Source organism: Paenarthrobacter sp. NPDC091711 (genome assembly GCF_044756605.1).
In the GTDB taxonomy this organism is placed as follows: domain Bacteria; phylum Actinomycetota; class Actinomycetes; order Actinomycetales; family Micrococcaceae; genus Arthrobacter.
Window position 1 is genome coordinate 59,780 of record NZ_JBIVTF010000018.1, and the last position, 21,102, is coordinate 80,881.

The following is a 21,102-nucleotide window of genomic DNA, read 5'->3' on the forward strand; positions in this document are numbered from 1 at the left end:
ATGAGCAACGACGTCGAACCTGAAGTGAATGACCGCCAAATTCCCGTGGCGCTGTCCAGCGCGTCTGTGTACCCCCTGAGCGTCCATGACGCCTTCGCGGTGGCGCAGGACCTGGGTTATGAGGGCGTTGAGGTGATGGTCACCAACAACGCGGTGAGCCAGAACCCCGATGCCCTGATCCAGCTAAGCCACCGTTACCACCAGGAGATCGTCTCCATCCATGCTCCTACCTTGCTGTTGACGCAGCAGGTGTGGGGCACGGCGTGGAACAAGATTGAGAAGTCCTGCCAAATGGCCGCGGACGTCGGATGTGACACGGTGGTGGTTCACCCGCCATTCCGCTGGCAGTCCAATTACGCGGAGAACTTCGTGGAAGGCGTTCGTGAGATCGCCGCGAGGTACCGGGTGCGCATCGCCGTGGAAAACATGTACCCATGGCGGGTGCGTGGGCGCGAGGCGGTGGCCTACCTGCCGCACTGGGACCCGTTGGGCCAGGATTACGACGACGTCACGTGGGACTTCTCGCACGCCGCAACTGCCGGGGCCAACAGTTTGGAAGCCATCAAGGCGCTCGGTAGCAAGCTCCGGCACGTCCATCTCACTGATGGTTCGGGCTCCGGCAAGGACGAACACCTGGTGCCCGGTACCGGAACGCAACAGTGCGCCGATGCCTTGCAGCACTTGGCCGCCACCGGTTTCGACGGCGTAGTAGTGGCCGAGATTTCAACCCGCAAGGCGAAAGTAGCGGGGGAGCGCGAGGAAATGCTGGCGGAGACCCTGCGCTTCGCCAGGCAGCACCTCAGCGTCCCGTCGCTGCGCAGCGTGGATAACTAGGGCAGCGTAGACAGCCAGCGCCCACCAGTCCCGTGCTTATTGGTTTGGCCCGCCCTTCAACGGCGGGCCCGGCCAACAAGCGCGGGATTTTGCGCTGCCAATAGCGCTTAAAAAGCGAAAGCACCGGCGGCCGAATCGGGAAATGGGGGAAAACCCGCCCGGCCACCGGTGCTGCTGGCGGACATCCCCATGCCCGCCTTCATCACTCGCACCCTCAATGAGGTAACTACTAAGTTACGGACCAAGAATGAGTGCTGCCTGCAATAACCTTGGGAGCAAGCTGGGAATCTGAAATCCGTTAGACCCCGTCCACGGCCAACTGCAATGATGGAGCCATGAGCAACCGAATCGCATTCCTTGGCTGTGGATCCATGAACGAGGCAATCCTGGGCGGTCTTGTTGCCGCCGGGACGGACCCCTCGGACATCGTCGCTACCGTCCGCCGTGCAGAACGCGCCGATGAACTGGCCCAACGCCATGGGGTCATGGCCATTGCCGGCGAGGAAGAGCCGGACAACAACAAGCTGGCCACCAAAGGCTCGGGAATGGTCATCCTTGGCGTCAAGCCGGTGGGCATCCTGGACCTGGCCCGGGAGATCAGCCCCGCGTTGGCGAAGGACACGATTGTTGTCAGCGTCGCAGCGGCGGTGTCCATCGCACAGCTTGAAGCGGCGCTGCCGGACGGGCAGCCGGTGATCCGCACCATGCCCAACACGCCGGCACGCCTGGGCCGCGGCGTCATCTCCGTCTCCCCGGGTACTCATTGCACGCCGGAGCAGCTCGAAAGGGCCAAGAAAGCATTGGCCGGCGCGGGCACGGTGGTGGAGATCCCTGAAGAGCAGGTTGATGCGCTCTCGGCCATCAGCGGCTCCGGTCCGGCCTACGCGTTCTACCTCGCAGAAGCCATGGCTGCGGCCGGCGTCGAGCTTGGCCTGGACCAAGAGCTGTCCGTGATGCTTGCCCGCGAAACCGTTGCCGGCGCCGGTTTCATGCTGGCCGAACCCGGGGCGGACCCCTCGGCCCTTCGCATCGCCGTCACCAGCCCCAACGGAACTACCGAGCGGGCCATCGCGGCTTTCGACGACGGCGGCATCCCCAAGATCATTGCCGACGGTGCGCGTGCGGCAGCAGCCCGCGCAGCAGAAATCACCCAACAGCTCAGCTAAGTTTATGTACAGATAACGCCCCTAAGAGCCGCTCTTAGGGGCGTTATCTGTACAAAAACTCGAGAGGGATTACGGCCGTGCTGCGAAGCGCTCCAGCAAGTCCACGTGTCCGGACACGATCAACATGTCGTGGCCGGACACCTTGGTTTCCGGCCGGGCATATGTGAAGTCCTCGCCCGGGGTTTTCACGCCCACAATGGTCACTCCATACTTCGATCGGACCTTGGATTCTTCCAGCGTGAAGCCCACCGTTTCCTTGGGCGGGTACATTTTGACGATCGCGTAGTCGTCGTCGAACTCGATGAAGTCCAGCATTCGCCCGGACACCAGGTGGGCGGCGCGGACACCGGCGTCAGCCTCCGGGTAGATGACGTGATTGGCTCCAATCCGGGTGAGGATCTTGCCGTGCGAGGGCGTGATGGCCTTGACCCAGAGATGTTGAATACCCAGGTCCACCAGGTTCACGGTAATGAGCACTGAGGACTCGATGGACGTACCAACGCCCACTACCGCCGAGCTGAATTCCTGGGCACCCAGCTGGCGCAGCGCATCAATGTTGGTGGCATCTGCTTCCACCACGTGAGTGAGCACAGGCGCCCACTTCTGGACGAGGGTGCGGTCGCGCTCGATGGCCAGGACTTCACGGCCCTGCTTGACCAGTTGCTCAGCGGTGGCGGACCCGAACCGGCCGAGGCCAATGACCAGTACTGGTGAATTATGGGCGGGGCGGTTGGCTGCCCCTGTGCTACTAGCCAATGATTGGCCTCTCTTCCGGGTAGTGGTACAGCTGGCTGCGTTGGCGCAGCGCCAATCCGGCCGCCAGGGTTACGGTGCCCACGCGGCCGGCGAACATCAAAGCGGTCAGGACATAAACGCCCGACGGCGGCAGCTCGGCACTGAGGTTGGTGCTCAGTCCAACGGTGGCGAAGGCGGAAATGGATTCGAAGAGCACCCGGTCCAGTGAGGCGCCGCTGATGGAGAGCAACAGGAAGGCCGCCACTGACACCAGGGTGGCTCCGGCGACGATCACTGAGATGGCCACGCGCATGGTGCCTTGGGGAATGGTGCGTCCGTAAACCTTCACGTCGGCGTCGCCGCGGGCTTCAGCCATGATGGCCAGGAACATGACGGCGATGGTTGTCACCTTGATACCACCGGCCGTGGACGCCGAGCCGCCGCCGGCAAACATGAGGGCATCGGTGAGGAGCATGGTGGTGGACTCCATGTGGTTTTGATCCACCAGGTTGAAGCCGCCCGAGCGGGTCATGACGGAGGCGAACAGTGAATGGATCACCTTGTCGCCCACGTCCATGTGGCCGATGGTCCGTAGGTTGTCCCATTCCATCAAGCCCCACAGGACCGTGCCTGCCGCGAGCAGGATGAAGGAGACCTGGATGGTGAGCTTGGTGTGGAGGTTCCACTTTTTCCAGTTGAGCCCGTTCTGCTGAAGCACCATCACCACAGGGAATCCGAGGCTGCCGAGGAAGACGCCCAACATCAGCGGAATAAGGATCCAAAGATCGGTTTCGTAGGGGACGATGCCATCCGAATGCGGCGTGAATCCGGCGTTGTTGAACGCGGAAATCGAATAAAAGACCCCGTGCCACACGGATTGCCAGAAGTCTTCGCCGAGCATGATGAAGCGCGGAATGAGCGCCAGCGCCAGCGCCGCCTCAATGACCACCGAGGTCACGATCACGATCCGGAGCAGGGTACCCACCTCGCCAAGCCTGCCCGCATTGTTCATGGCTTCCTGGGCGATGAGCTTGCCGCGCACGCCCAGCCGTTTGCTGACCATAAGGGCAAGCAGGGAGGCCAACGTCAGGGTGCCGAGGCCACCAACGAAGATGCCTATCAGGATGACCAGCTGGCCAAAGAACGTCCAGTGGGTGGCCGTTGAAACCACTGTCAGCCCGGTGACGCAGACTGCGGAGACCGCCGTAAACATGGATTGGTGCAGGGGTGTGACGGTGCCTGCCGCGGAAGCGGCGGGCAGGGACAGCAACCCGGTGAAAACCAGGATCACCACGGCAAAGACGGTCAACGCCAAACGCGCGGGTGAGGTGTTGGCAATGTTGTCGATGAAGTCGCGCACGCGCGTGAAGATCCACAGACCTTCCCGCTCCTGCTGGTTGGGTTGCCAGTTGGTCGGGCTCGTGGACCGCGACTGGCTTTGAGACATGGCGCTCTTCCTCGGTTGAACAAGCTTTCCTGAGTAGTAAACCACTATTCCCGCGGCGTAACCGGGCGGAAGGCTGCTCGGGGCTCAGGTAGCCTGTTCTGGATGAACTCACGGCTTGGAACTACAGCTTCCAGCATTACGCGGTCCGCACTGCCAACGACGGTGGTGTGGGATCCAGCCATGACTGCCTACAACTTTGGCCCGGGTCATCCCATGGCGCCGCAACGGCTTGAACTGACAGCGCGGCTTGCCCAAGCCCTTGGCCTCTTTGACCACAACCATGTGGCCGTCCAGGCGCCCACGGTGGCCACCGACGTCGAACTTTTTTCCGTCCATAGCCCCGAATACGTGGAGGCTGTTCGCCGGGTCAGTGCTGATCCTTCCGCGCCGGAGGAGGACCGCGGACTGGGAACAGAAGACGATCCCGCATTCGCCGGCATGCACGAGGCCAGTGCCCGCCTCGCAGGCGGTTCCCTCGTGGCGGCTGAGACCATCCTGAGCGGCCAGGCCGTCCGCGCTGTGAACTTCAGCGGCGGGATGCACCATGCCGCGCGTGAGCGGGCCAGCGGTTTTTGTGTCTATAACGACGTCGCGCTGGCCATCCAGCGGCTGCTCGACGGCGGCGTGCAACGGGTGGTGAGTATCGACGTCGATGCGCACCACGGTGACGGTACGCAGAGTATTTTCTGGAACGACCCCCGCGTCATGACCATCAGCCTGCACGAAACGGGCCTCACCCTTTTCCCAGGGACCGGCTTTGCCAACGAAACCGGCGGCCCGAACGCCCCCGGAACTGCGGTCAACGTCGCACTCCCTGCGTACACGGGGGACGCGGCCTGGTTGCGGGCATTCCATGCGGTGGTCCCGCAGCTTGTTGGCGCGTTCCAACCCGAAGTCATCGTCAGCCAACATGGGTGCGATTCCCACCGTGACGATCCCCTGACCCACCTGAACCTCAGCGTTGACGGGCAGCGTGAGGCGGCCTCCGCCGTCGCCGGACTTGCCGCCCGCTACTGCGACAACCGCTGGATCGCTACCGGCGGGGGCGGCTACGACGTCACCGGTGTTGTACCGCGGGCTTGGAGCCACCTGATCGGGATGGTGACGCAGCGCCCGGTGCCGCTCCGCACGCCGGTGCCTGAAGCGTGGCGGACGTATGTGAAGGAAACCTACGGGGTGTGGGCGCCGGAGTCCATGGGTGATGACGTGGACGTCTGGTGGCGTTCCTGGGAGGTCGGCTACGATCCCGCGGACGAGGTTGACCGGACCGTTATTGCCACGCGCAAGGAGATCTTCCCCCTTTACGGCCTGGATCCTTGGTTCGACTAAGCGTCCCCTGGTTCGACTAAGCGTTGCCGGTCTGGTTGGGGTGCCTGTAGCGCCACGAAACAGGGATGCCAATTGGCGTATATGTCGCTAGGGTGGGAGGCATGGTGACTGACGACGTATTTGCCGTCATAGCTGAGGCAACCAGGCGCGACATCCTGGTCTCCCTCCGCTCTGGGGATAAAGCTGTAGGCGAACTGGTGGAAGAACTGGCTGCGAGCCAGCCCACTATCTCCAAGCACTTGAAGGTGCTCCGTGAGGCGGATCTCGTCAGCATGCGTGCCCAGGGCCAGAAGCGCTTCTACGCGCTCAATCCCAAGCCTCTGGCCGGCGTAGCCAGCTGGCTGGAAACGTTCGACGTCGGCACCCCGGCTCCCGCCGTCGTCGTGCCTTCTGAGGTGCGCCCCGCAGAGCCTGCCGCCGTGCAGCCAGCCGCAGCTGTTGTTCCGGCTCCGGAGGTCCCTGCCACCCGCGCGGACGCCGTTGGCCAGGCTGTGAAGGTCCACGCGAGCGGAACCCCGGTCTCCTTGGATCCGGCCTCGGACGATACTGTGCCCCAGCAGATTGGCCGCACCGTCGGCCGCGCTGCCACTAAGGCCGCTGATCTTCTGGCGAATCTTCCGAACCTGCCTAACCTTCCGAAGTTCGGCCGTAAGCGATAGTCGTACCCGACTTAACGTGATCCTTATCACATTGTGAGTTTTTGTTAATCTCTTGTTTCCTTGAGTTTTCAACGATTTTCTACAGTTGTGTTAACTCCGCGATGTGGGTCACATTGTCCTCGGATGGAGATCCCACCTCCCTCGGTGCAACCATGAGCGGGACTGATCGTCTCGCCGCTGGCCGGCGCACTGAGGATAGGAAGACGCATGGATTCAAGGCTGGAAGCTGTCCGCGACACTGTGTTGGCGCGGAACCCGGGGGAGAAGGAATTCCACCAAGCCGTTACCGAGGTCTTCGAAAGCCTCGGCCCTGTGCACGATCGTCATCCTGAATTCCTCGAAGGCGCCGTTCTTGAACGCCTCTGCGAACCCGAGCGCCAGATCATCTTCCGCGTCCCTTGGACCGATGACGCCGGCCGCGTCCACGTCAACCGCGGCTTCAGGGTGGAGTTCAACTCTGCGCTCGGCCCGTACAAGGGCGGGCTCCGCTTCCACCCCTCGGTGTATCTGGGAATCGTGAAGTTCCTCGGCTTCGAGCAGATCTTCAAGAATGCGCTGACCGGCATGCCCATCGGTGGCGGCAAGGGTGGCTCGGACTTCGATCCCCGCGGACGCTCGGATGCCGAAATCATGCGGTTCTGCCAGTCCTTCATGACTGAGCTGTACCGCCACATCGGCGAATACACCGACGTCCCGGCCGGTGACATTGGCGTGGGTGGCCGCGAGATTGGTTACCTCTTCGGCCAGTACAAGCGCATCACCAACCGCTACGAATCCGGCGTCCTCACGGGCAAGGGCATCTCATGGGGCGGCTCCTTGGTTCGTCCCGAGGCCACCGGCTACGGCACTGTCATCTTCGCCCAGGAGATGCTCAAAACACGCGGGCAGTCCTTCGACGGGCAGCGCGTTGTGGTGTCGGGCTCGGGCAACGTTGCCATCCATGCGATCGCCAAGGCTCAGGCCCTCGGTGCCACCGTGGTGGCTTGTTCGGACTCCGCCGGTTACATCGTGGACGAGGCGGGGATCGACGTCGCGCTGCTGAGCCAGATCAAGGAAGTGGAGCGCGGGCGACTCACTGAATACGCTGCCCGGCGGCCGGGAGCGAGCCATGTTTCGGGCGGTTCAGTGTGGGACGTCAACGGCACCGTTGCCTTGCCTTGCGCCACGCAGAACGAGCTCGACGGCGATGCTGCCGCGAAGTTGGTCAGCAACGGTCTGATCGCGGTGGCTGAGGGCGCCAATATGCCGTCCACCCGCTCGGCTGTCTCGGTCTTCCAGGAAGCCGGGATCCTGTTTGGCCCGGGTAAGGCAGCCAACGCCGGCGGTGTTGCTACCTCTGCGCTGGAAATGCAGCAGAACGCCAGCCGTGATTCATGGTCCTTCGAGCACACCGAACAGCGCCTCACCGAGATCATGGTGGGCATCCATGATCGCTGCGCCGAAACTGCCGAGGAATACGGTGCGCCCGGAAACTACGTGGTGGGCGCCAACATCGGCGGGTTCGTCAAGGTTGCCGACGCCATGCTGGCCCAGGGCCTCATCTAGCATCCTTGCATCTAGCACTCTTGCCCAACTGGGTAGCAGATCAGGTCGTTCTCAGCGCTCAGAACGACCTGATCTGCTACTTACTTGGGTGCGGTTAGCGCTGGAGCAGCCGCACGTGGTCCGGGTTCAGGTCCGCCACCTTGCTCACACCGAGGAGGGCCATGGTCCGGGTCATGTCCTTCTCCAGGATCTGGATGGTGCGGTCCACACCCTCGCGTCCGCCGGCCATCAGGCCGTAGAGGTAGGCGCGGCCAATCAGTGCGAAGTCGGCGCCCAGGGCAAGGGCTGCCACGATGTCGGCACCGCTCATGATTCCCGTGTCCAGCATGACGGCGGCCTTGCTGTTGTCCGCCTTGAGTGCCGCAGTAACCTCCGGCAGCAGGTGGAACGGAATGGGGGCGCGGTCAAGTTGGCGGCCGCCATGGTTGGACAGGATGATGCCGTCGGCGCCATGGTCCACTACCTTGCGGGCGTCCTCAACGGTCTGGATGCCCTTGACCACGAGCTTGCCCTTCCAGGTTTCGCGCAGCCAGTCCAGGTCCTCGTAGGTGAGGGTGGGGTCGAACATGGAGTTGATGAGATCGGCCACGGTGCCGGTGTAGCGCGAGAGCGATGCGAACGTCAGGGGCTCGTGGGTCAGGAAGTTGAACCACCATGCGGGGCGATATGACGCGTCCAGCACGGTCTTCAGTGTCAGTGCCGGCGGGATGGTCATGCCGTTGCGGACATCGCGGAGGCGGGCCCCGGCTACTGCCGTGTCCACGGTGACCATGAGGGTGTCGTTGCCGGCCTTGGCGGCCCGCTCGATCAGTTCGAGGGAGCGGGCGCGGTCCGTCCAGAGGTACAGCTGGAACCAGTTGCGGCCGTTCGGGGCAGCGGTGGCCACGTCTTCGATTGATGCGGTGCCCATGGTGGACAGGGTGTACGGAATGCCTGCGGCCTCGGCTGCCTGGGAGCCGGCGTATTCGCCTTCGGACTGCATCATGCGGGTGAAGCCGGTGGGTGCGATGCCGAATGGCAGTCGTGACTCCTTGCCGAGGATATCGGTGCGGAGATCGATGGTGGAGACGTCGCGCAGGATGCCGGGGCGGAACTCGATGTCCTGGAAAGCCTGGCGCGCACGGCGCAGGGTGATCTCTTCTTCGGCCGCACCATCGGTGTAGTCGAACGGTGCCTGCGGGGTGCGGCGCTTGGCAATGTCGCGCAGTTCCCAGATGGTGCTGGCGCGCTTGAGCCGCGCTGTTTTGCTGAATTCGGGCTTCTTGAACTGCATCAGCGGCGCCAGGTCTGCCACCTTGGGTACGCGGCGCTTGAGCGCCGGTGGCTGCGGGGCAGATCGCTGCCCGACGGCGGATCCCGGCTGAGCGGGGCGGGTCACGGTTTCGTCGCTGCCGGTATTGGCGGGCGCGGCCGTGATCTTGGGGTCGAGGGTGTCGGTCATGCGGTTCTCCCTTGAATTCTGTGGTCCTACCACTGTGGTCTAACCACACTGTAATCCATGTGGTTGGACCACATCAACTAGTATTCCGGTATGCGTACCCACGAGTTGGTCCTGCAATGGATCGAGAAGCAGTTGTCTGACGGAGACCTCGCCCTGGGCGGACGGCTGCCGGGTGAGCGCGCCATGGCCGAGCAGTTGCAGGTTTCCCGGACCTCCGTCCGTGAAGCCGTCAGGATCCTTGAGGCAATGGGCGTGGTCCGTGCCGGGGTGGGCTCGGGCAAGGATGCGGGGACGGTGGTCATCGCCGAGCCTGGGTCCGCGCTGGGTTCAACCCTCAGGCTGCATGTAGCCACCCGTCACCTTCCGGTGGCGGACATTGTGGAGACCCGCGTGCTGCTTGAATCCTGGGCGGCGGAGCGGGCCAAAGTGGGCGTGCCGGAGCTGGAGGAAGCTGCCGAGCTCCTGGACCAGATGGATGCGGCGGCGGATATCGACACTTTCCTGCCCCTTGATGCCCGGTTCCACGTGGCGCTCGCGCAGGCGGCAGGCAACTCGGTGGTCAGTGCCATGATGGCCTCGCTGAGGGGCGCAATCGAGAACTATGCTGGCGAGTTGACGGGTAATCTGCCTGATTGGGACACGACGTGCGCCAGGCTTCGGTCCGAACATCGCGCCATCCTCACCGCCGTGAATAACCACGACGGCGGCAAGGCAGCTGAGCTTGTGGCCGCGCACATCCAGGGCTTCTACACGGAGGCCGGAGTGGGCTCCCAGCCTTCGCCGAAGTAACACTTAATGCCAATGCCGGCGCGGAACATTGGCATTAACTGTCAACTGGCGGGAGTGAGGGCGGGTGCCGCCGTGCTCTTGCGGATCTCCACCCTGGGCGAGAACTCGTCCTGCGCCTGGGTGGCTGTTTCGCCGGCCTGCTGAATCTGTTCCCGCATTCTCCGCCAAGCCAGGCTTCCGAGTTCATTGATGGGCACCGCCGCCGTGGTCAACGGGGGAGTGGTGTATTTGGCGAACGGGATGTCGTCAAAGCCGGTTACGGAGATGTCCTCCGGAACGCGGACGCCACGCTCGTGCAGGCCGCTGAGCAGTCCCATGGCCACGAGGTCGTTAAATGCGAGGATCCCGGTGGCGCCACTGGAGATGATGGCCTCAGTGGATTCGTGGCCGGAGTCGAAGTTGGAACCGCCGTGGAGCATTTGCAGCTCGATCTCCGGGTGTTCGGCCCGGAATTGATCCAAGCCCACCAGTCGCTGGCGATTCGAGGCGCTGTGTTCCGGGCCGGAGAGGAAGGCCAGGCGGCGGTGGCCCAAAGTCACCAAGTGCTGTGCCAGTTCCTGGATGCCCTGCCCGTAGTCCACGCTCAGGCTGGGAGTGTTGGTGGCAATGGTGGTGCGGTTGATCAGCACCAGCGGATGCAGGGTTGGCGCCAGCTCCTCCAGCTCGGCATCGCTCATGCGGGGAGCGCAGAGCACCACGCCATCGCAGCGGCGGCGTGCCTCGCCGGCAAGGATGGATTCCTCGCTGGTCACTTCCGAGGAGTCCGCAATGAGGACGCGGTACCCGTCCTGGGCGGCAGCAATGCTGAGCCCGCGGAGGATTGCCTGGAAGGTGGGGTTTGCGAGGTCCGGGACCACGATCCCGATGGTGTCTGTCTTGCCGAGCGCGAGGCTGCGCCCCACCGGATTGGGCTGGTACTTCAACTCAACTGCGGCGGCTCGAACCCTCGCCGCAATGCCGGGATCCACGGCGGCATTACCGTTCATGACGCGTGAAACGGTGGCGTGCGAGACGCCCGCCTTCTCTGCGACATCGGCAATCCCAACGCGCCTGTTGGTGTTCCTGCGTGCCATGTGGCCCCTTCCCATTGCTCGCCTCCCGCGTGCTCCGTCGTTGGAGCAGTGGTTGACGTGACCACCTGAGTCTTGATACAAAGCTTATAACGCTCTGAGAAAACGCTTTCTCATGATTCTTCCCATACGAAGCCGGGCCGTCAAGCGGTTCACTCTTGCCTTTCTGAAAGGGGCATCCAATATGGTCAATGTCGACTCAGCCGAGACCCAGACCGAATCTGCCGAAACGACCATCCAGCCCCAAGCCTCCCAGCGGACCCGCATCGCCCTGATCGGAACAGGCGGCCGCTCGGAAATGTACATTCGGGCCATCTACGGCCAGCACTCGGACGTCGCGGAACTTATTGCGTTGTCGGACGTCAACAAAGGCCGCGTGGACTTCTACCAGGACTTGATCAAGGAACTCGGCGGAACAGAGCCGGTGGCTTCTTTTGCACCAGGCGAACTCACCAGCTTTATCCAGTCCAACGGCATCGAGCGCGTCATTGTCACCACGCCCGACTACACCCACGCGGACTACATCGTCGAAGCGCTTGAGGCGGGTGCCGACGTCGTGGTTGAAAAGCCGCTGACCATCGACGTTGACGGTTGCCGCCGTATCACCGAAGCCGTGGCGAAGACCGGCCGCAACGTAGTGGTCACGTTCAACTACCGCTACTCGCCGCGCAACAGCGCGCTCAAGGAAGTCATCCAGAATGGCGTGATCGGAAAGGTCACGTCCATCGACTTCAGCTGGGTGCTGGATACCGTGCACGGCGCTGACTACTTCCGCCGCTGGCACCGCGAAAAGAAGAACTCCGGCGGCCTGCTCATCCACAAGGCTTCGCACCACTTCGACCTGGTCAACTGGTGGATCAACGATGTTCCGGAGCGCGTGTTCGCCTCCGGTGGCCTTCGCTTCTACGGCGACAAGAACGCTGCAGAGCGTGGCTTGGGTGCCCGTCCGGAGCGCGGCACCGTGGATGGCCTCGAACACGATCCGTTCCGCCTGGACATGCGTGAGGACGAGCGCCTCAAGGCCCTGTACTACGACAACGAGAAGTTCGACGGCTACATCCGTGATCAGGACGTTTTCACCGAGGGCATCACCATCGAGGACAACCTCGCACTGGTGGTGGATTACCAGGGCGGACCGACTCTGAGCTACTCCCTGAACGCCCACAGCCCGTGGGAAGGTTACCGCGTCACCGTCAACGGCACCGAAGGCCGGGCTGAACTCGAAGTGGTGGAGCGCGCCGCCGTCGAATCCAGCACCGACAAGAAGACCGTGGTGGACCCGAGCGCGACGCCCATCGAGGAAGAGGACGCCGTGCGCCGGAACGGCGAACGCCTGGTGGTCCAGCGTCACTGGGAAGCTGCCTACGAGGTGCCCATTATCAACGGCGAAGGGGGCCATGGTGGCGGCGACAACCTGCTCCTTTCGGACCTCTTCAACGGCCCGGGCGTTGATCCGTTGGGCCGTCCGTCCGGCTACATCGACGGCCTGCGCTCGGTGTCGGTGGGCATCGCCGGCAACAAGTCCCTGGACACCGATCTTCCCGTCCGGATCAGCGAACTTGGCCTCGGCGCAGACCTCAGCCGCGGCCAGGCCTGACCGTCCACTACCCGAGCAAGGAAAAGACCATGAGCAGGATTTTTGTCACCGGCGGTTCCGGTCGGTTGGGCCGCAGCGTGGTGGCCGGACTCGCCGAGGCAGGGCACAAGGTGACTTCGGTTGACCGGGATGCCATCCCCGAGGAGCTTTTGCCGGCCGGAGCTGAGCAATACACCGCGGATCTCCTGGCACCGGGGGAGGCGGAGCGGCTCATCCGGGAGACAGCGCCCGACGCCGTCATCCACCTCGCTGCTATTGCCGTACCTTTCAGCGCGCCTGAGGATGTCATCTTCAGCACGAACACCCGGCTCGCCTTTGCGGTGGTCAGTGCGGCCACCGACGCCGGTGTACCGAAGATCGTGACGGCAAGCAGCCCCACCGCCCTGGGCTATGGCTCACCGGCCGGGTGGCTGCCGCCGTCGTTCCCTCTGGACGAGCAGACGCCGCCCAAGCCGTGGAACGCCTATGCGTTGTCCAAGTTGATCGCCGAGCAGACCGTGCAGATGTTCGCTTCAGCGCAGGGCAACAAGATCAGGTACGCAGCGTTCCGTCCCTGCTACGTGATTTCACCGGAGGAGTGGGAAGGGGCCCTGACGCAGCAAGGGCACACGGTCCGTGAGCGGCTGCAGGATCCGGCACTTTCCGCGCCGGCGTTGTTCAACTACGTGGACGCCCGGGACGTTGCTGATTTCCTGGACGTGCTGCTGGAGAAGATGGATTCCATCCCCAACGGCGAGGTGTTCTTTGTAGGTGCGAAGGATGCCTTGGCTGCCGCACCGTTGGCGGAATTGTTCCCGCAGTTCCTGCCCGGCAGCGGACCCCTCACCGGACACCTGACGGGCACCAGCCCGGCGTTCTCCATCGACAAAGCCCGTGAGCTCCTCGGCTGGGAGCCGAAGCGCACCTGGCGAACCGAACTTACGCCGCCTTTCGAGGGCGTAGACACAGCATCAAGCGAACAAGCAGCACTCAATGACGAGACCCCCGCCGGCCTGGTCCCGGCGGGAGCAACCAAGGAGACACCATGAACTTCGACGGCGTACTGTTCTTCCCCGTCACCCCCTTTGCTGAAGACGGCACGGTAGATGTGGCCCTGCTCAAGGAGCACATCACCTCGCGACTGCCGTTCGGCCCGGGTGGCGTGTTCCCCGCCTGCGGCACCGGTGAATTCCATGCGCTCTCCCTGGAGGAGATCCGCACCGTGGTGACCGCCGCCGTCGAGGCTGTTGCAGGAGCCGTGCCGGTTGTTTCCGGCGCAGGCGGACCCTTGGGTCACGCCATTGCCGCCGCCAAGGTGGCCGAGGAAGCCGGCGCGGATGCCCTTCTGGTGCTCCCGCCTTACCTGGTCACCGGGCCCACCGACGGTGTGGTGGCCTACGTGGAAGCCATCGCCGCAGCGAGCAGCCTGCCGGTGATCGTGTACCACCGCGGAACCGCCAAGTTCACCGCGGAGGCAATCACCCGCCTCACCGCCAACCCGAAGGTGGTTGGTTTCAAAGACGGAATCGGCGACGTCGGCCTGGCCCAGGAAATCGTCTCGGCCATCAATGCGAGCGGCCGCACGGACTTCGCACTCTTCAACGGCCTCCTCACGGCAGAACTGACCCAAGGCGCCTACCGCGGCCTCGGCATCCCGCTGTACTCTTCGGCTGCGTTCGCCATGGCCCCCGAAATCGCCAAGGCCTACTACGACGCCTACGTGTCAGGCGACGAAGAGCGCCGCCACGCCCTGCTTGAAGGTTTCTACGCGCCGTTGGTTCGTCTCCGCGACCAGACTCCGGGCTTTGGCGTCTCCCTCATCAAGGCCGGTCTTCGGCTCGCCGGATTGCCTGTGGGCCCGGTCCGGCCGCCGCTGGTTGACCCCAACGAGGAACAACTGTTGGAGCTCAAGTCCATCCTGGCCAAGGGCCACGAGCTGGCCGGCAGCTGATGCCCGCCCGCATCACGGGCCTCACCACCCGGCTGATCACGGTGCCGCTGCTGCGCAGCTGGGGTGCGGAGGCGCCTGAGAATCATGTGATCGTCACTGAACTGACCACGGACGACGGCGGTACCGGCCACGGTTTCTCCTGGACACCAACCATTGGTCCCCAGGCGGTCAAAGCCCTGCTGGACTACGATATTGCGCCTTTTGTGGCCGGGCTGGAAGCCAATCCTGAGATCGTGTGGGACAAGCTCTGGAAACGGCTGCACGAGGCCGGCGGGGGAGGGCTGACCACCATCGCGATGGCCGGAGTTGACCTTGCCCTCTGGGACTTGAAGGCCAGGCAGGCGGGCACGTCCGTCACGGGACTCCTGGGCCAACGCCACGAGTCCGTGGAGGTGTATGGCTCCGGCGTCAACCTGCACTACACGTTGGAGCAGCTCGTGGAGCAAGCCCAGCGATGGGTGGCTGCGGGACACAACGCGGTGAAGATCAAGGTGGGCAAACCCGAGCTCCGGGAAGACGCCGAGCGCGTCGCGGCCGTCAGGGCCGTGATCGGCCCGGACCGGCTGCTCATGATCGACGCCAACCAGCGGTGGGACCTCGCCCATACGTTCCGTGCCTTGGAAGTGTTGGGGGAGTACGGACTGGAGTGGTTGGAAGAACCGATCCGCGCCGACGACCTCTGGGCCTACCGGCGCCTGCGCAAGCAGTCCCCGGTGCCCATTGCCCTGGGCGAGAACGTCCACACCATCTACCGCTTCCGCGACTTCATCGAAGCAGAAGCCGTGGACATCATCCAGCCCAACATCGTCCGGGTGGGCGGCATAACCCCGTTCCGTAGGATCGTTGAGCTGGCCCGCGCCAACAGCATCAGGGTGGCACCGCACCTGCTCCCGGAACTCTCCGGGCAGCTGGCTCTCACCCTCGCCGACGCCGTGAGCGTGGAGGATGTGGAAGACGCCTCCTTCGAGCAGCTCGGCATCTTGGCCGGCCCCTCCCCGGTCCGGATCAGTAACAGCACTGGCAGAAGCCGGCTCAGCAGCACAGGCCGTGCTGGGCTGGGCTTCGACTTCAGCGGAAAGCCGACCCAGCCCGCAATCCAGCCCGCAACCGAGGGCGCTGCCCCTGAGACCGCCGTCCCTGAGAGCGCCGTCCCTGAGAGTAAAGGAAACCGCATTGAGTACAGCAACTCTTGACCTGACAGCCATCACCGCCGCAGCCACGGAAGCCGCAAAGGCTACTGCAGCAGCGTCCGACGCCGAGCGCGCCGCCTGGCTGAACGCCGTCGCCGATGCCCTGGACGCCAACGTCACTGAACTGGTGGCCATCGCCGATTCCGAAACGAGCCTTGGCACCGTCCGGCTCACAGGGGAAGTGGCGAGGACCAGCGGACAGTTGCGCCTTTTCGCCAACGTGATCACGGAGGGCTCCTACCTTGAGGCCGTCATCGACCACGCTGACCCGACGTCCACTCCGCCCAAGCCTGACCTGCGCCGCATCCTGCGTCCGATCGGCCCGGTAGCGGTGTTCTCGGCGTCGAACTTCCCGTTCGCTTTCTCCGTGGCAGGCGGCGACACTGCGTCCGCTCTGGCCGTGGGCTGCCCGGTGATCGTCAAAGCTCACTCGGGACATATCCGGCTCTCTGAGCGGACCGCCGAGATCGTTGCCGAAGCGCTTGCCAAGGCCGGCGCCCCCGAAGGGATCTTCGCCCTGGTCAGCGGCCGCGAGGCAGGCACCGCACTGGTTCAGGACCCCGCCATCAAGGCCGTCGGCTTCACCGGCTCCATCCCGGGCGGGCGGGCGTTGTTCGATCTCGCAAACTCCCGTCCCGAGCCCATCCCGTTCTACGGCGAGCTGGGAAGCCTGAACCCGGTGGTGATCACGGCCGATGCCGTGGCCGAACGTGGCCAGCAGCTCGCCGCAGGCCTGGCGGGTTCGTTCACCATGGGCGCCGGACAGTTCTGCACCAAGCCCGGACTCGTCTTCATCCCGGCCGGTACTGACTTCGCCTCCCACCTGGCCGAGGCCAGCAAGGACAAGCCCACCGCTGCCATGCTCACCGAACGGATCGCCGAGGCCTACCCGGACGGACTCCGTAACGTCGCAGACCAGCCGGGTGTCGCCGTCGTCAGTGGCACTGTGCAGCAGAACAGCCTGGCGGACGGCGCCGCGCCCGTGGTGTTCTCCACCAGCGCCGCCAACGTGCTGGAACGCCCCGAAGAGCTGCTGGAGGAGTGCTTCGGCCCCACCACGCTGCTCATCGAATACGCCAACCAGGACGAACTGTCCGCAGCCTTGGCGAAGGTCCCGGGCAGCCTCACGGGCACGGTGCACGCACAGCCTGGCGAGGATGTTTCCGCCCTGGTGGAGCAGCTCAGCGGCCTCGCCGGCCGGGTCCTCTTCGACGGCTGGCCCACGGGTGTGGCCGTGAACTGGGCGCAGCAGCATGGTGGCCCGTACCCGGCCACGACGTCCCTGTTCACTTCCGTCGGCGCTACTGCCGTGCGCCGTTTCCAGCGTCCGGTGGCTTACCAGGACGCTCCGGAGACGGTCCTGCACCCGGCCTTGCACGACGCAAACCCGCTGGGCATCCCCCGGCGCGTGGACGGCGTGCTGACGCTCAGCTAACCCACCCACCGCACCACCCGCACCCAACTGAGTAGCAGTTCGCGTCGTTCTGAGCCCTCAGAACGACCTGAACTGCTACCTACTTGGGTAAGCGCACACGGGAAAGGGGCGGGGTCACCATCACGGTGACCCCGCCCCTTTGCGTTGTTTACGGGCGAAGCGTCAGCGGACGACGGCGGCCGTCCACTTGGGTGCTCGGCCAACGGTCGTCGGTGGTCAGAACACGCAGACCGGAATCCGTGAGCAGCACCGTGTCCTCGATTTTCACGCCGGGGCCGGACGGGTTCCACGTAAAGGGCTGGTTGAGGACGATGGTGTCCGTGACCTCTGCCGTGACGCGGGGGTCGCGGCCTGCATAACCGGCGGGTCCGCCCTGGTGGTGAAGCGTCCACTGGTCCTCGCCGAATCCGTGCCGTGCGTAGGCCTGCTTGATCTCGGTGAAGACCTCGTTGAGCCTGGCTCCGGGGACTGTGGCCCGGAAGATGTCGGCCTCAACCGCGGCGATGCGGGCCTCGGCGTCGAGCTCCTGGGGAGCACCGGCGTCGAACGCCACCCAGCGGGTCACGTTGGCAACCAAGCCGTTCCGGCGGGCGCACACCACGGCCATGGCGCGGCGGCCGATGGGGGAGTGCGTGGCCAGTGGATGCCGGAAGTCGCTCCGGGAAGCGCCGTTACACAGCAGGACCAACGGCTCTGCGCCCACCGAGACAATCCGGGCGGCCAGCTCCGAGACGAGCTGGAACTCTGTGGTTTCCGGGGTCGCAGCAGTCAGGATATCGGTCATGGCGGCGGCTGCGTCGGCGGAAAGCTGGGCGTAACGGGCCGTCTCGCCTGGCAGGAGTTGCTGGCGGGCCGCACGCAGTTCCGCGGCGACCGCCGCTTCAACCAAAGGGTCTCCGTCAACGGCCAGCCCTGCCGCGACGGCATGCAACTGCCCATTCCAGGGAACGGTGTCCAGGCTGACGCCGTCCGGGAGTTCTTCAGCCGCGATCCGGCCAGCCTCATTGTTGAACGTGACCAGGTGATCACCGGAGCGGTCCACCAAGAGGGCCGCGATGGGGTCGCCGGCCAGGCTGATGTGCACCCGGCTGCCGTCCAAGTACCAGGTAAGGGCCGTGTTGGATGTGAGCAACAGCGAGTCGCGACCCGCAGCGTCCATGATGTCCAGCACCCGCTGGCGCTTCACTACGCGGTCGGCGACGTTGCCGGGCGCAGCGACTGCGGTTAGAGCTGGCGTGAATTGAGTAGGCGTGGTCATGCCGGTTCCCCCAAGGTTGTGATGAGTTGTTCAATGTCTTGTGTGGCCAGGAAGCCGTCCGTGACGAGGATGGTGACGGTCCTGTGGACAGGGTGACCTGGCTCGGTGGTCACCGGGGCGTCCCAGGCGAGGGACAGCCCCACCCCTGGGTATCCCGAGTGCCGCACGAACCACGGATCCGGTGCCTGCGGTGAGGCAAGGAACACGAGCGTCGCGGGGTGCCCCAGCCCGGGGTCGCCGGTGGCATGGGCGGCGTTGGCCGTTCCGGCGTCGAACGTTCCAGACCACGCCAGCCAAGGCGCCACGGTGCCGTGCACGGCGTCCTCGCCCCGACCGTCGGGAGTCCAAATAGTCGCGTCGCCAACCTTCGGTAGCCGCCAGAAGAAGCCGCCGTATCCGCCCTGCGGCCGTCCGTTGGAGCCCGGGCTGCCCAGCAGCACCGGCTGTCCCGTAGCTGACTCCAGCGTGAAATCCAGCGTGAGTTTCCATGTTGAATTCCCGACGGCGGCCCAGCGCCACCCGCGCTGTTCGCGGAGCACGGGTGTGTGGTCGGGGCCGAGCCAGCTCAGCTGCTCGCGCCTGTGTCCATCACTGTGCTCCGCGGACTCCGTGACGATGCGGCCATGGTCCTTGCGCCAGACGTACGCGCCGGCGTCACGGGTGTAGGTCCGGCCTCCCCAGAAGTTGATCCCGTCAACGTCCTGGAGGGCGACTCCCGCTCCCAGATGCCACACGTGGTCCTCCGGGATGTGATCGGTGACCACTGTTCCCGCGAGGGTCCGCACGGGATGCAGGTATGGGCGCGGCGACGACGTTGGCCGGATCCGGGTTCCGTCCTGCAAGGTCGCTACGGGCGTGCCCTTGATGTGCAGGGCGCCGTCCGAGTCCAGAGTGGGTTCGCCGGATGACGTCCAGGGTGCTCCGAGCTCCGCGAACGTGGCCTGCCCCAGGGCTGCCCGGCGGATCAACGATTCGATGCCGTGGACAACGGGGTGGGCGGCGTCGCCCTCACCTTCCCAAGTAATGAATTCCGGGGAAATCTGCCGGGGCGAGTTTGCTGTGCGGATGGCCTCCAAAACAGAGACATAGGCGCCCGACCCGGACAACGGACTGAGCAGATCGTCCTCCGTGCGGGCGGCCAGCAGGTTCTCCAATAGGTCGGTCCGCCCAAAGGTCTCCGTCCGGGTGCCCTGAGGAGAGGTGATCTCGAGGCGGTCCTCCGTGTAGGAGAGCGTGAGCTGACCGAGAGTCCCGTAAAGGGTGACCGACGGCGCCGACTGGACGGGCGCGCACAGCGTCAGGGCGCACGTCAGTACCGTGCTTCCCCCAGACCCTGTGCCCGCCGTGGTCCGTACCCGCACCACGGAGGTGTCATCGCTCTCGGTGTCGTTGGCCCGGTAAAGGTCCGTTTCCACGGATTCAAGGTCCGCCACGGTCCGCGCACCAGCGAGCCGCAGACCCGTTGCCACAGCATGGGCCAAAGCATTGGTGGCCACACCGTCCACCACATCGGTTCCGTTGAGGCTCCGCTTACCTGCCCATTGTGAGCGCTTGAAGTATGCCTTGCTCCGCAGCCACAAACCGGTGGCGCTGATACCTCGAACGTCGCCGATCTCGCCGGAAGCCACCAAGGCGTCGATCGCCGGCAAGGCCTCTGAACCCAGGCTTTGAAAACCCACCTGCACCAGGCGGCCGGCGCTCGCAGCCGCCGCCAGGACTTCCTCGAATTGCGCCATGGAAGCCACCGGCGGCTTTTCCAGATACACGTGGGCCCCTGCGTTGAGGGCGGCGATGGCAAGGGGTGCGTGCGTCTGGATGGGGGTGGAGATGATGACCACGTCCGGAGCGGTTCCCGCAGCCAGGAGCTCGTCAAGGGAAGCGAAGACCTTCACCTCCGTGCCAAGCGTTCCGTCTGCCGGGGGTCGAGGATCGGCGACGGCCACCAGCTGCAGGACGCCGTTGGCACTTAGCCGACCAAGGTTGTCCAAGTGCCGTTCGCCAAAACCGTGCACGCCCACTAGTGCGATGCGGGCGATCCGGGCGATGCCCTCTGTTGTGCTGTCGGTTGAGGTTTGTGTCATGAAGCTGTCCTAGCGGGATCAGGTGCGTGGGTAGTGGTGGCGTGGCGGGGCTGGAGTGCGGTCGCGAGGAACGCGGCGGCCTCGTCCTGCATGGCCGGGTGAAGACGTGGGGTTCCTGCCAAAAACTGCCGGTATAGCGGTCGGGCATGTCTTGCAGCAGATGTTGGTGGGCATCGCGCATTCCCTGTTCCGGGAAAAGGGGGTCAGCCAGGGCGTATTGGACCAGCACCCTTTCGGCAGTGGAACGGATGGCGAGGTCCGGCCAGTCGCCCAATCCGGCGAGTCCCGGGGAGTGCAATAACCAGGAGTGTGCGTCCAGGTAGGCGGGAAGGAGAGCTTCGAACGTGGTCATCATGCACGTGACCACGTAGCTGCGGATCCGCGGGCTGAGTGCACCGAGCACCATGGCCCGTCCGCCGCCGCCGGAGAAACCCAAGCATCCGAGCCGATCCGCGTCCACGCCCGGCAGGGACGCGAGGACACCCAGGGCCGCGAGGTCGTCATGGGCAACGGTCCCGGCAACGCTGGTACCTATCAGCGTTGCGGCTTTCGCCACGGTTTCCTCGTGGGCGGCCGCGGCTGCGTCGTACTTTTCC

Annotated in this window: 17 protein-coding genes; 11 read left to right on the top strand and 6 right to left on the bottom strand. The window is 64.6% G+C overall.

The features are described 5' to 3' along the window. On the top strand, positions 1–834 hold the full coding sequence (locus ACIQH5_RS19950) for a sugar phosphate isomerase/epimerase (protein WP_105693287.1): 834 nt from the start codon (positions 1–3) through the stop codon (positions 832–834). Between the two features lie 335 nt (positions 835–1,169). Then, a complete protein-coding gene (gene proC, locus ACIQH5_RS19955; RefSeq protein ID WP_400406823.1) occupies positions 1,170–2,000 on the top strand; it encodes a pyrroline-5-carboxylate reductase in 831 nt (276 codons plus the stop codon). A gap of 69 nt (positions 2,001–2,069) precedes the next feature. Here the strand turns inward: proC and ACIQH5_RS19960 are convergent, their stop codons facing one another. After that, positions 2,070–2,756 carry a TrkA family potassium uptake protein gene (locus tag ACIQH5_RS19960; protein ID WP_043456825.1) on the bottom strand — a complete coding sequence of 229 codons (687 nt, stop codon included), beginning with the start codon at positions 2,754–2,756 and terminating at the stop codon, positions 2,070–2,072. Next, positions 2,749–4,182 (bottom strand): TrkH family potassium uptake protein, encoded by a 1,434-nt coding sequence (locus ACIQH5_RS19965; RefSeq protein WP_400406826.1) that lies wholly within the window; start codon positions 4,180–4,182, stop codon positions 2,749–2,751. Before ACIQH5_RS19965 ends, ACIQH5_RS19960 begins: the two co-directional genes overlap by 8 nt. 102 nt (positions 4,183–4,284) lie before the next feature. On the opposite strand from ACIQH5_RS19965, the gene ACIQH5_RS19970 reads away from it, so the two are divergent. The 3 genes from ACIQH5_RS19970 to gdhA all read left to right on the top strand — a co-directional run bounded on the left by ACIQH5_RS19970 (position 4,285) and on the right by gdhA (position 7,715). After that, positions 4,285–5,511 (top strand): acetoin utilization protein AcuC, encoded by a 1,227-nt coding sequence (locus ACIQH5_RS19970; RefSeq protein ID WP_400406829.1) that lies wholly within the window; start codon positions 4,285–4,287, stop codon positions 5,509–5,511. Positions 5,512–5,612: 101 nt separating this feature from the next. After that, positions 5,613–6,170, top strand: coding sequence for an ArsR/SmtB family transcription factor (locus ACIQH5_RS19975; protein WP_400406831.1), 558 nt, complete (start codon positions 5,613–5,615; stop codon positions 6,168–6,170). 207 nt (positions 6,171–6,377) lie between these two features. Continuing rightward, on the top strand, positions 6,378–7,715 hold the full coding sequence (gene gdhA, locus ACIQH5_RS19980) for an NADP-specific glutamate dehydrogenase (RefSeq protein ID WP_400406834.1): 1,338 nt from the start codon (positions 6,378–6,380) through the stop codon (positions 7,713–7,715). Positions 7,716–7,809: 94 nt separating this feature from the next. Here the strand turns inward: gdhA and ACIQH5_RS19985 are convergent, their stop codons facing one another. Next, the gene (locus ACIQH5_RS19985) at positions 7,810–9,156 is read right to left on the bottom strand and encodes an alpha-hydroxy-acid oxidizing protein (protein WP_400406837.1); all 1,347 of its coding nucleotides are present in this window, start codon (positions 9,154–9,156) and stop codon (positions 7,810–7,812) included. Positions 9,157–9,246: 90 nt separating this feature from the next. Between ACIQH5_RS19985 and ACIQH5_RS19990 the strand changes: the two genes are divergently transcribed. After that, positions 9,247–9,945, top strand: a complete 699-nt coding sequence (locus ACIQH5_RS19990) for a FadR/GntR family transcriptional regulator (RefSeq protein ID WP_400406839.1) — start codon at positions 9,247–9,249, stop codon at positions 9,943–9,945. A gap of 41 nt (positions 9,946–9,986) precedes the next feature. On the opposite strand, the gene ACIQH5_RS19995 is transcribed toward ACIQH5_RS19990, so the two are convergent. Next, a complete protein-coding gene (locus ACIQH5_RS19995; RefSeq protein ID WP_400406841.1) occupies positions 9,987–11,018 on the bottom strand; it encodes a LacI family DNA-binding transcriptional regulator in 1,032 nt (343 codons plus the stop codon). Between the two features lie 181 nt (positions 11,019–11,199). Here ACIQH5_RS19995 and ACIQH5_RS20000 point away from each other — a divergent pair, with 181 nt between their 5' ends. From ACIQH5_RS20000 to ACIQH5_RS20020, 5 genes are read left to right on the top strand one after another with little or no spacing between them, the layout of a single operon-like run. Then, entirely contained in the window at positions 11,200–12,612 is a 1,413-nt protein-coding gene (locus ACIQH5_RS20000) for a Gfo/Idh/MocA family protein (RefSeq protein ID WP_400406843.1), read from the top strand. Positions 12,613–12,641: 29 nt separating this feature from the next. After that, positions 12,642–13,640 (top strand): NAD-dependent epimerase/dehydratase family protein, encoded by a 999-nt coding sequence (locus ACIQH5_RS20005; protein WP_400406845.1) that lies wholly within the window; start codon positions 12,642–12,644, stop codon positions 13,638–13,640. Continuing rightward, positions 13,637–14,542 carry a 5-dehydro-4-deoxyglucarate dehydratase gene (locus ACIQH5_RS20010; protein ID WP_400406847.1) on the top strand — a complete coding sequence of 302 codons (906 nt, stop codon included), beginning with the start codon at positions 13,637–13,639 and terminating at the stop codon, positions 14,540–14,542. The genes ACIQH5_RS20005 and ACIQH5_RS20010 overlap by 4 nt, the downstream gene beginning before the upstream one ends. Then, the gene (locus ACIQH5_RS20015; RefSeq protein WP_400406850.1) at positions 14,542–15,735 is read left to right on the top strand and encodes a mandelate racemase/muconate lactonizing enzyme family protein; all 1,194 of its coding nucleotides are present in this window, start codon (positions 14,542–14,544) and stop codon (positions 15,733–15,735) included. Before ACIQH5_RS20010 ends, ACIQH5_RS20015 begins: the two co-directional genes overlap by 1 nt. Further along, positions 15,716–17,167 carry an aldehyde dehydrogenase (NADP(+)) gene (locus tag ACIQH5_RS20020; RefSeq protein ID WP_400406852.1) on the top strand — a complete coding sequence of 484 codons (1,452 nt, stop codon included), beginning with the start codon at positions 15,716–15,718 and terminating at the stop codon, positions 17,165–17,167. Before ACIQH5_RS20015 ends, ACIQH5_RS20020 begins: the two co-directional genes overlap by 20 nt. Positions 17,168–17,315: 148 nt before the next feature. Here the strand turns inward: ACIQH5_RS20020 and ACIQH5_RS20025 are convergent, their stop codons facing one another. Together ACIQH5_RS20025 and ACIQH5_RS20030 are read right to left on the bottom strand one after the other, a co-directional pair. Then, the gene (locus tag ACIQH5_RS20025; RefSeq protein ID WP_400406854.1) at positions 17,316–18,425 is read right to left on the bottom strand and encodes a M24 family metallopeptidase; all 1,110 of its coding nucleotides are present in this window, start codon (positions 18,423–18,425) and stop codon (positions 17,316–17,318) included. Beyond that, positions 18,422–20,506: a DUF6807 family protein gene (locus ACIQH5_RS20030; protein ID WP_400406857.1), complete on the bottom strand. Its 2,085-nt coding sequence runs from the start codon at positions 20,504–20,506 to the stop codon at positions 18,422–18,424. Before ACIQH5_RS20030 ends, ACIQH5_RS20025 begins: the two co-directional genes overlap by 4 nt. Positions 20,507–21,102 lie beyond the last annotated feature (596 nt).

Coding starts and splice junctions, on each gene's coding strand:
- ACIQH5_RS19950 (WP_105693287.1), top strand. CDS start 1: ATGAGCAACGACGTCGAACCTGAAGTGAATGACCGCCAAATTCCCGTG.
- proC (WP_400406823.1), top strand. CDS start 1,170: ATGAGCAACCGAATCGCATTCCTTGGCTGTGGATCCATGAACGAGGCA.
- ACIQH5_RS19965 (WP_400406826.1), bottom strand. CDS start 4,182: ATGTCTCAAAGCCAGTCGCGGTCCACGAGCCCGACCAACTGGCAACCC.
- ACIQH5_RS19970 (WP_400406829.1), top strand. CDS start 4,285: ATGAACTCACGGCTTGGAACTACAGCTTCCAGCATTACGCGGTCCGCA.
- ACIQH5_RS19975 (WP_400406831.1), top strand. CDS start 5,613: ATGGTGACTGACGACGTATTTGCCGTCATAGCTGAGGCAACCAGGCGC.
- gdhA (WP_400406834.1), top strand. CDS start 6,378: ATGGATTCAAGGCTGGAAGCTGTCCGCGACACTGTGTTGGCGCGGAAC.
- ACIQH5_RS19985 (WP_400406837.1), bottom strand. CDS start 9,156: ATGACCGACACCCTCGACCCCAAGATCACGGCCGCGCCCGCCAATACC.
- ACIQH5_RS19990 (WP_400406839.1), top strand. CDS start 9,247: ATGCGTACCCACGAGTTGGTCCTGCAATGGATCGAGAAGCAGTTGTCT.
- ACIQH5_RS19995 (WP_400406841.1), bottom strand. CDS start 11,018: ATGGCACGCAGGAACACCAACAGGCGCGTTGGGATTGCCGATGTCGCA.
- ACIQH5_RS20000 (WP_400406843.1), top strand. CDS start 11,200: ATGGTCAATGTCGACTCAGCCGAGACCCAGACCGAATCTGCCGAAACG.
- ACIQH5_RS20005 (WP_400406845.1), top strand. CDS start 12,642: ATGAGCAGGATTTTTGTCACCGGCGGTTCCGGTCGGTTGGGCCGCAGC.
- ACIQH5_RS20010 (WP_400406847.1), top strand. CDS start 13,637: ATGAACTTCGACGGCGTACTGTTCTTCCCCGTCACCCCCTTTGCTGAA.
- ACIQH5_RS20015 (WP_400406850.1), top strand. CDS start 14,542: ATGCCCGCCCGCATCACGGGCCTCACCACCCGGCTGATCACGGTGCCG.
- ACIQH5_RS20025 (WP_400406854.1), bottom strand. CDS start 18,425: ATGACCACGCCTACTCAATTCACGCCAGCTCTAACCGCAGTCGCTGCG.
- ACIQH5_RS20030 (WP_400406857.1), bottom strand. CDS start 20,506: ATGACACAAACCTCAACCGACAGCACAACAGAGGGCATCGCCCGGATC.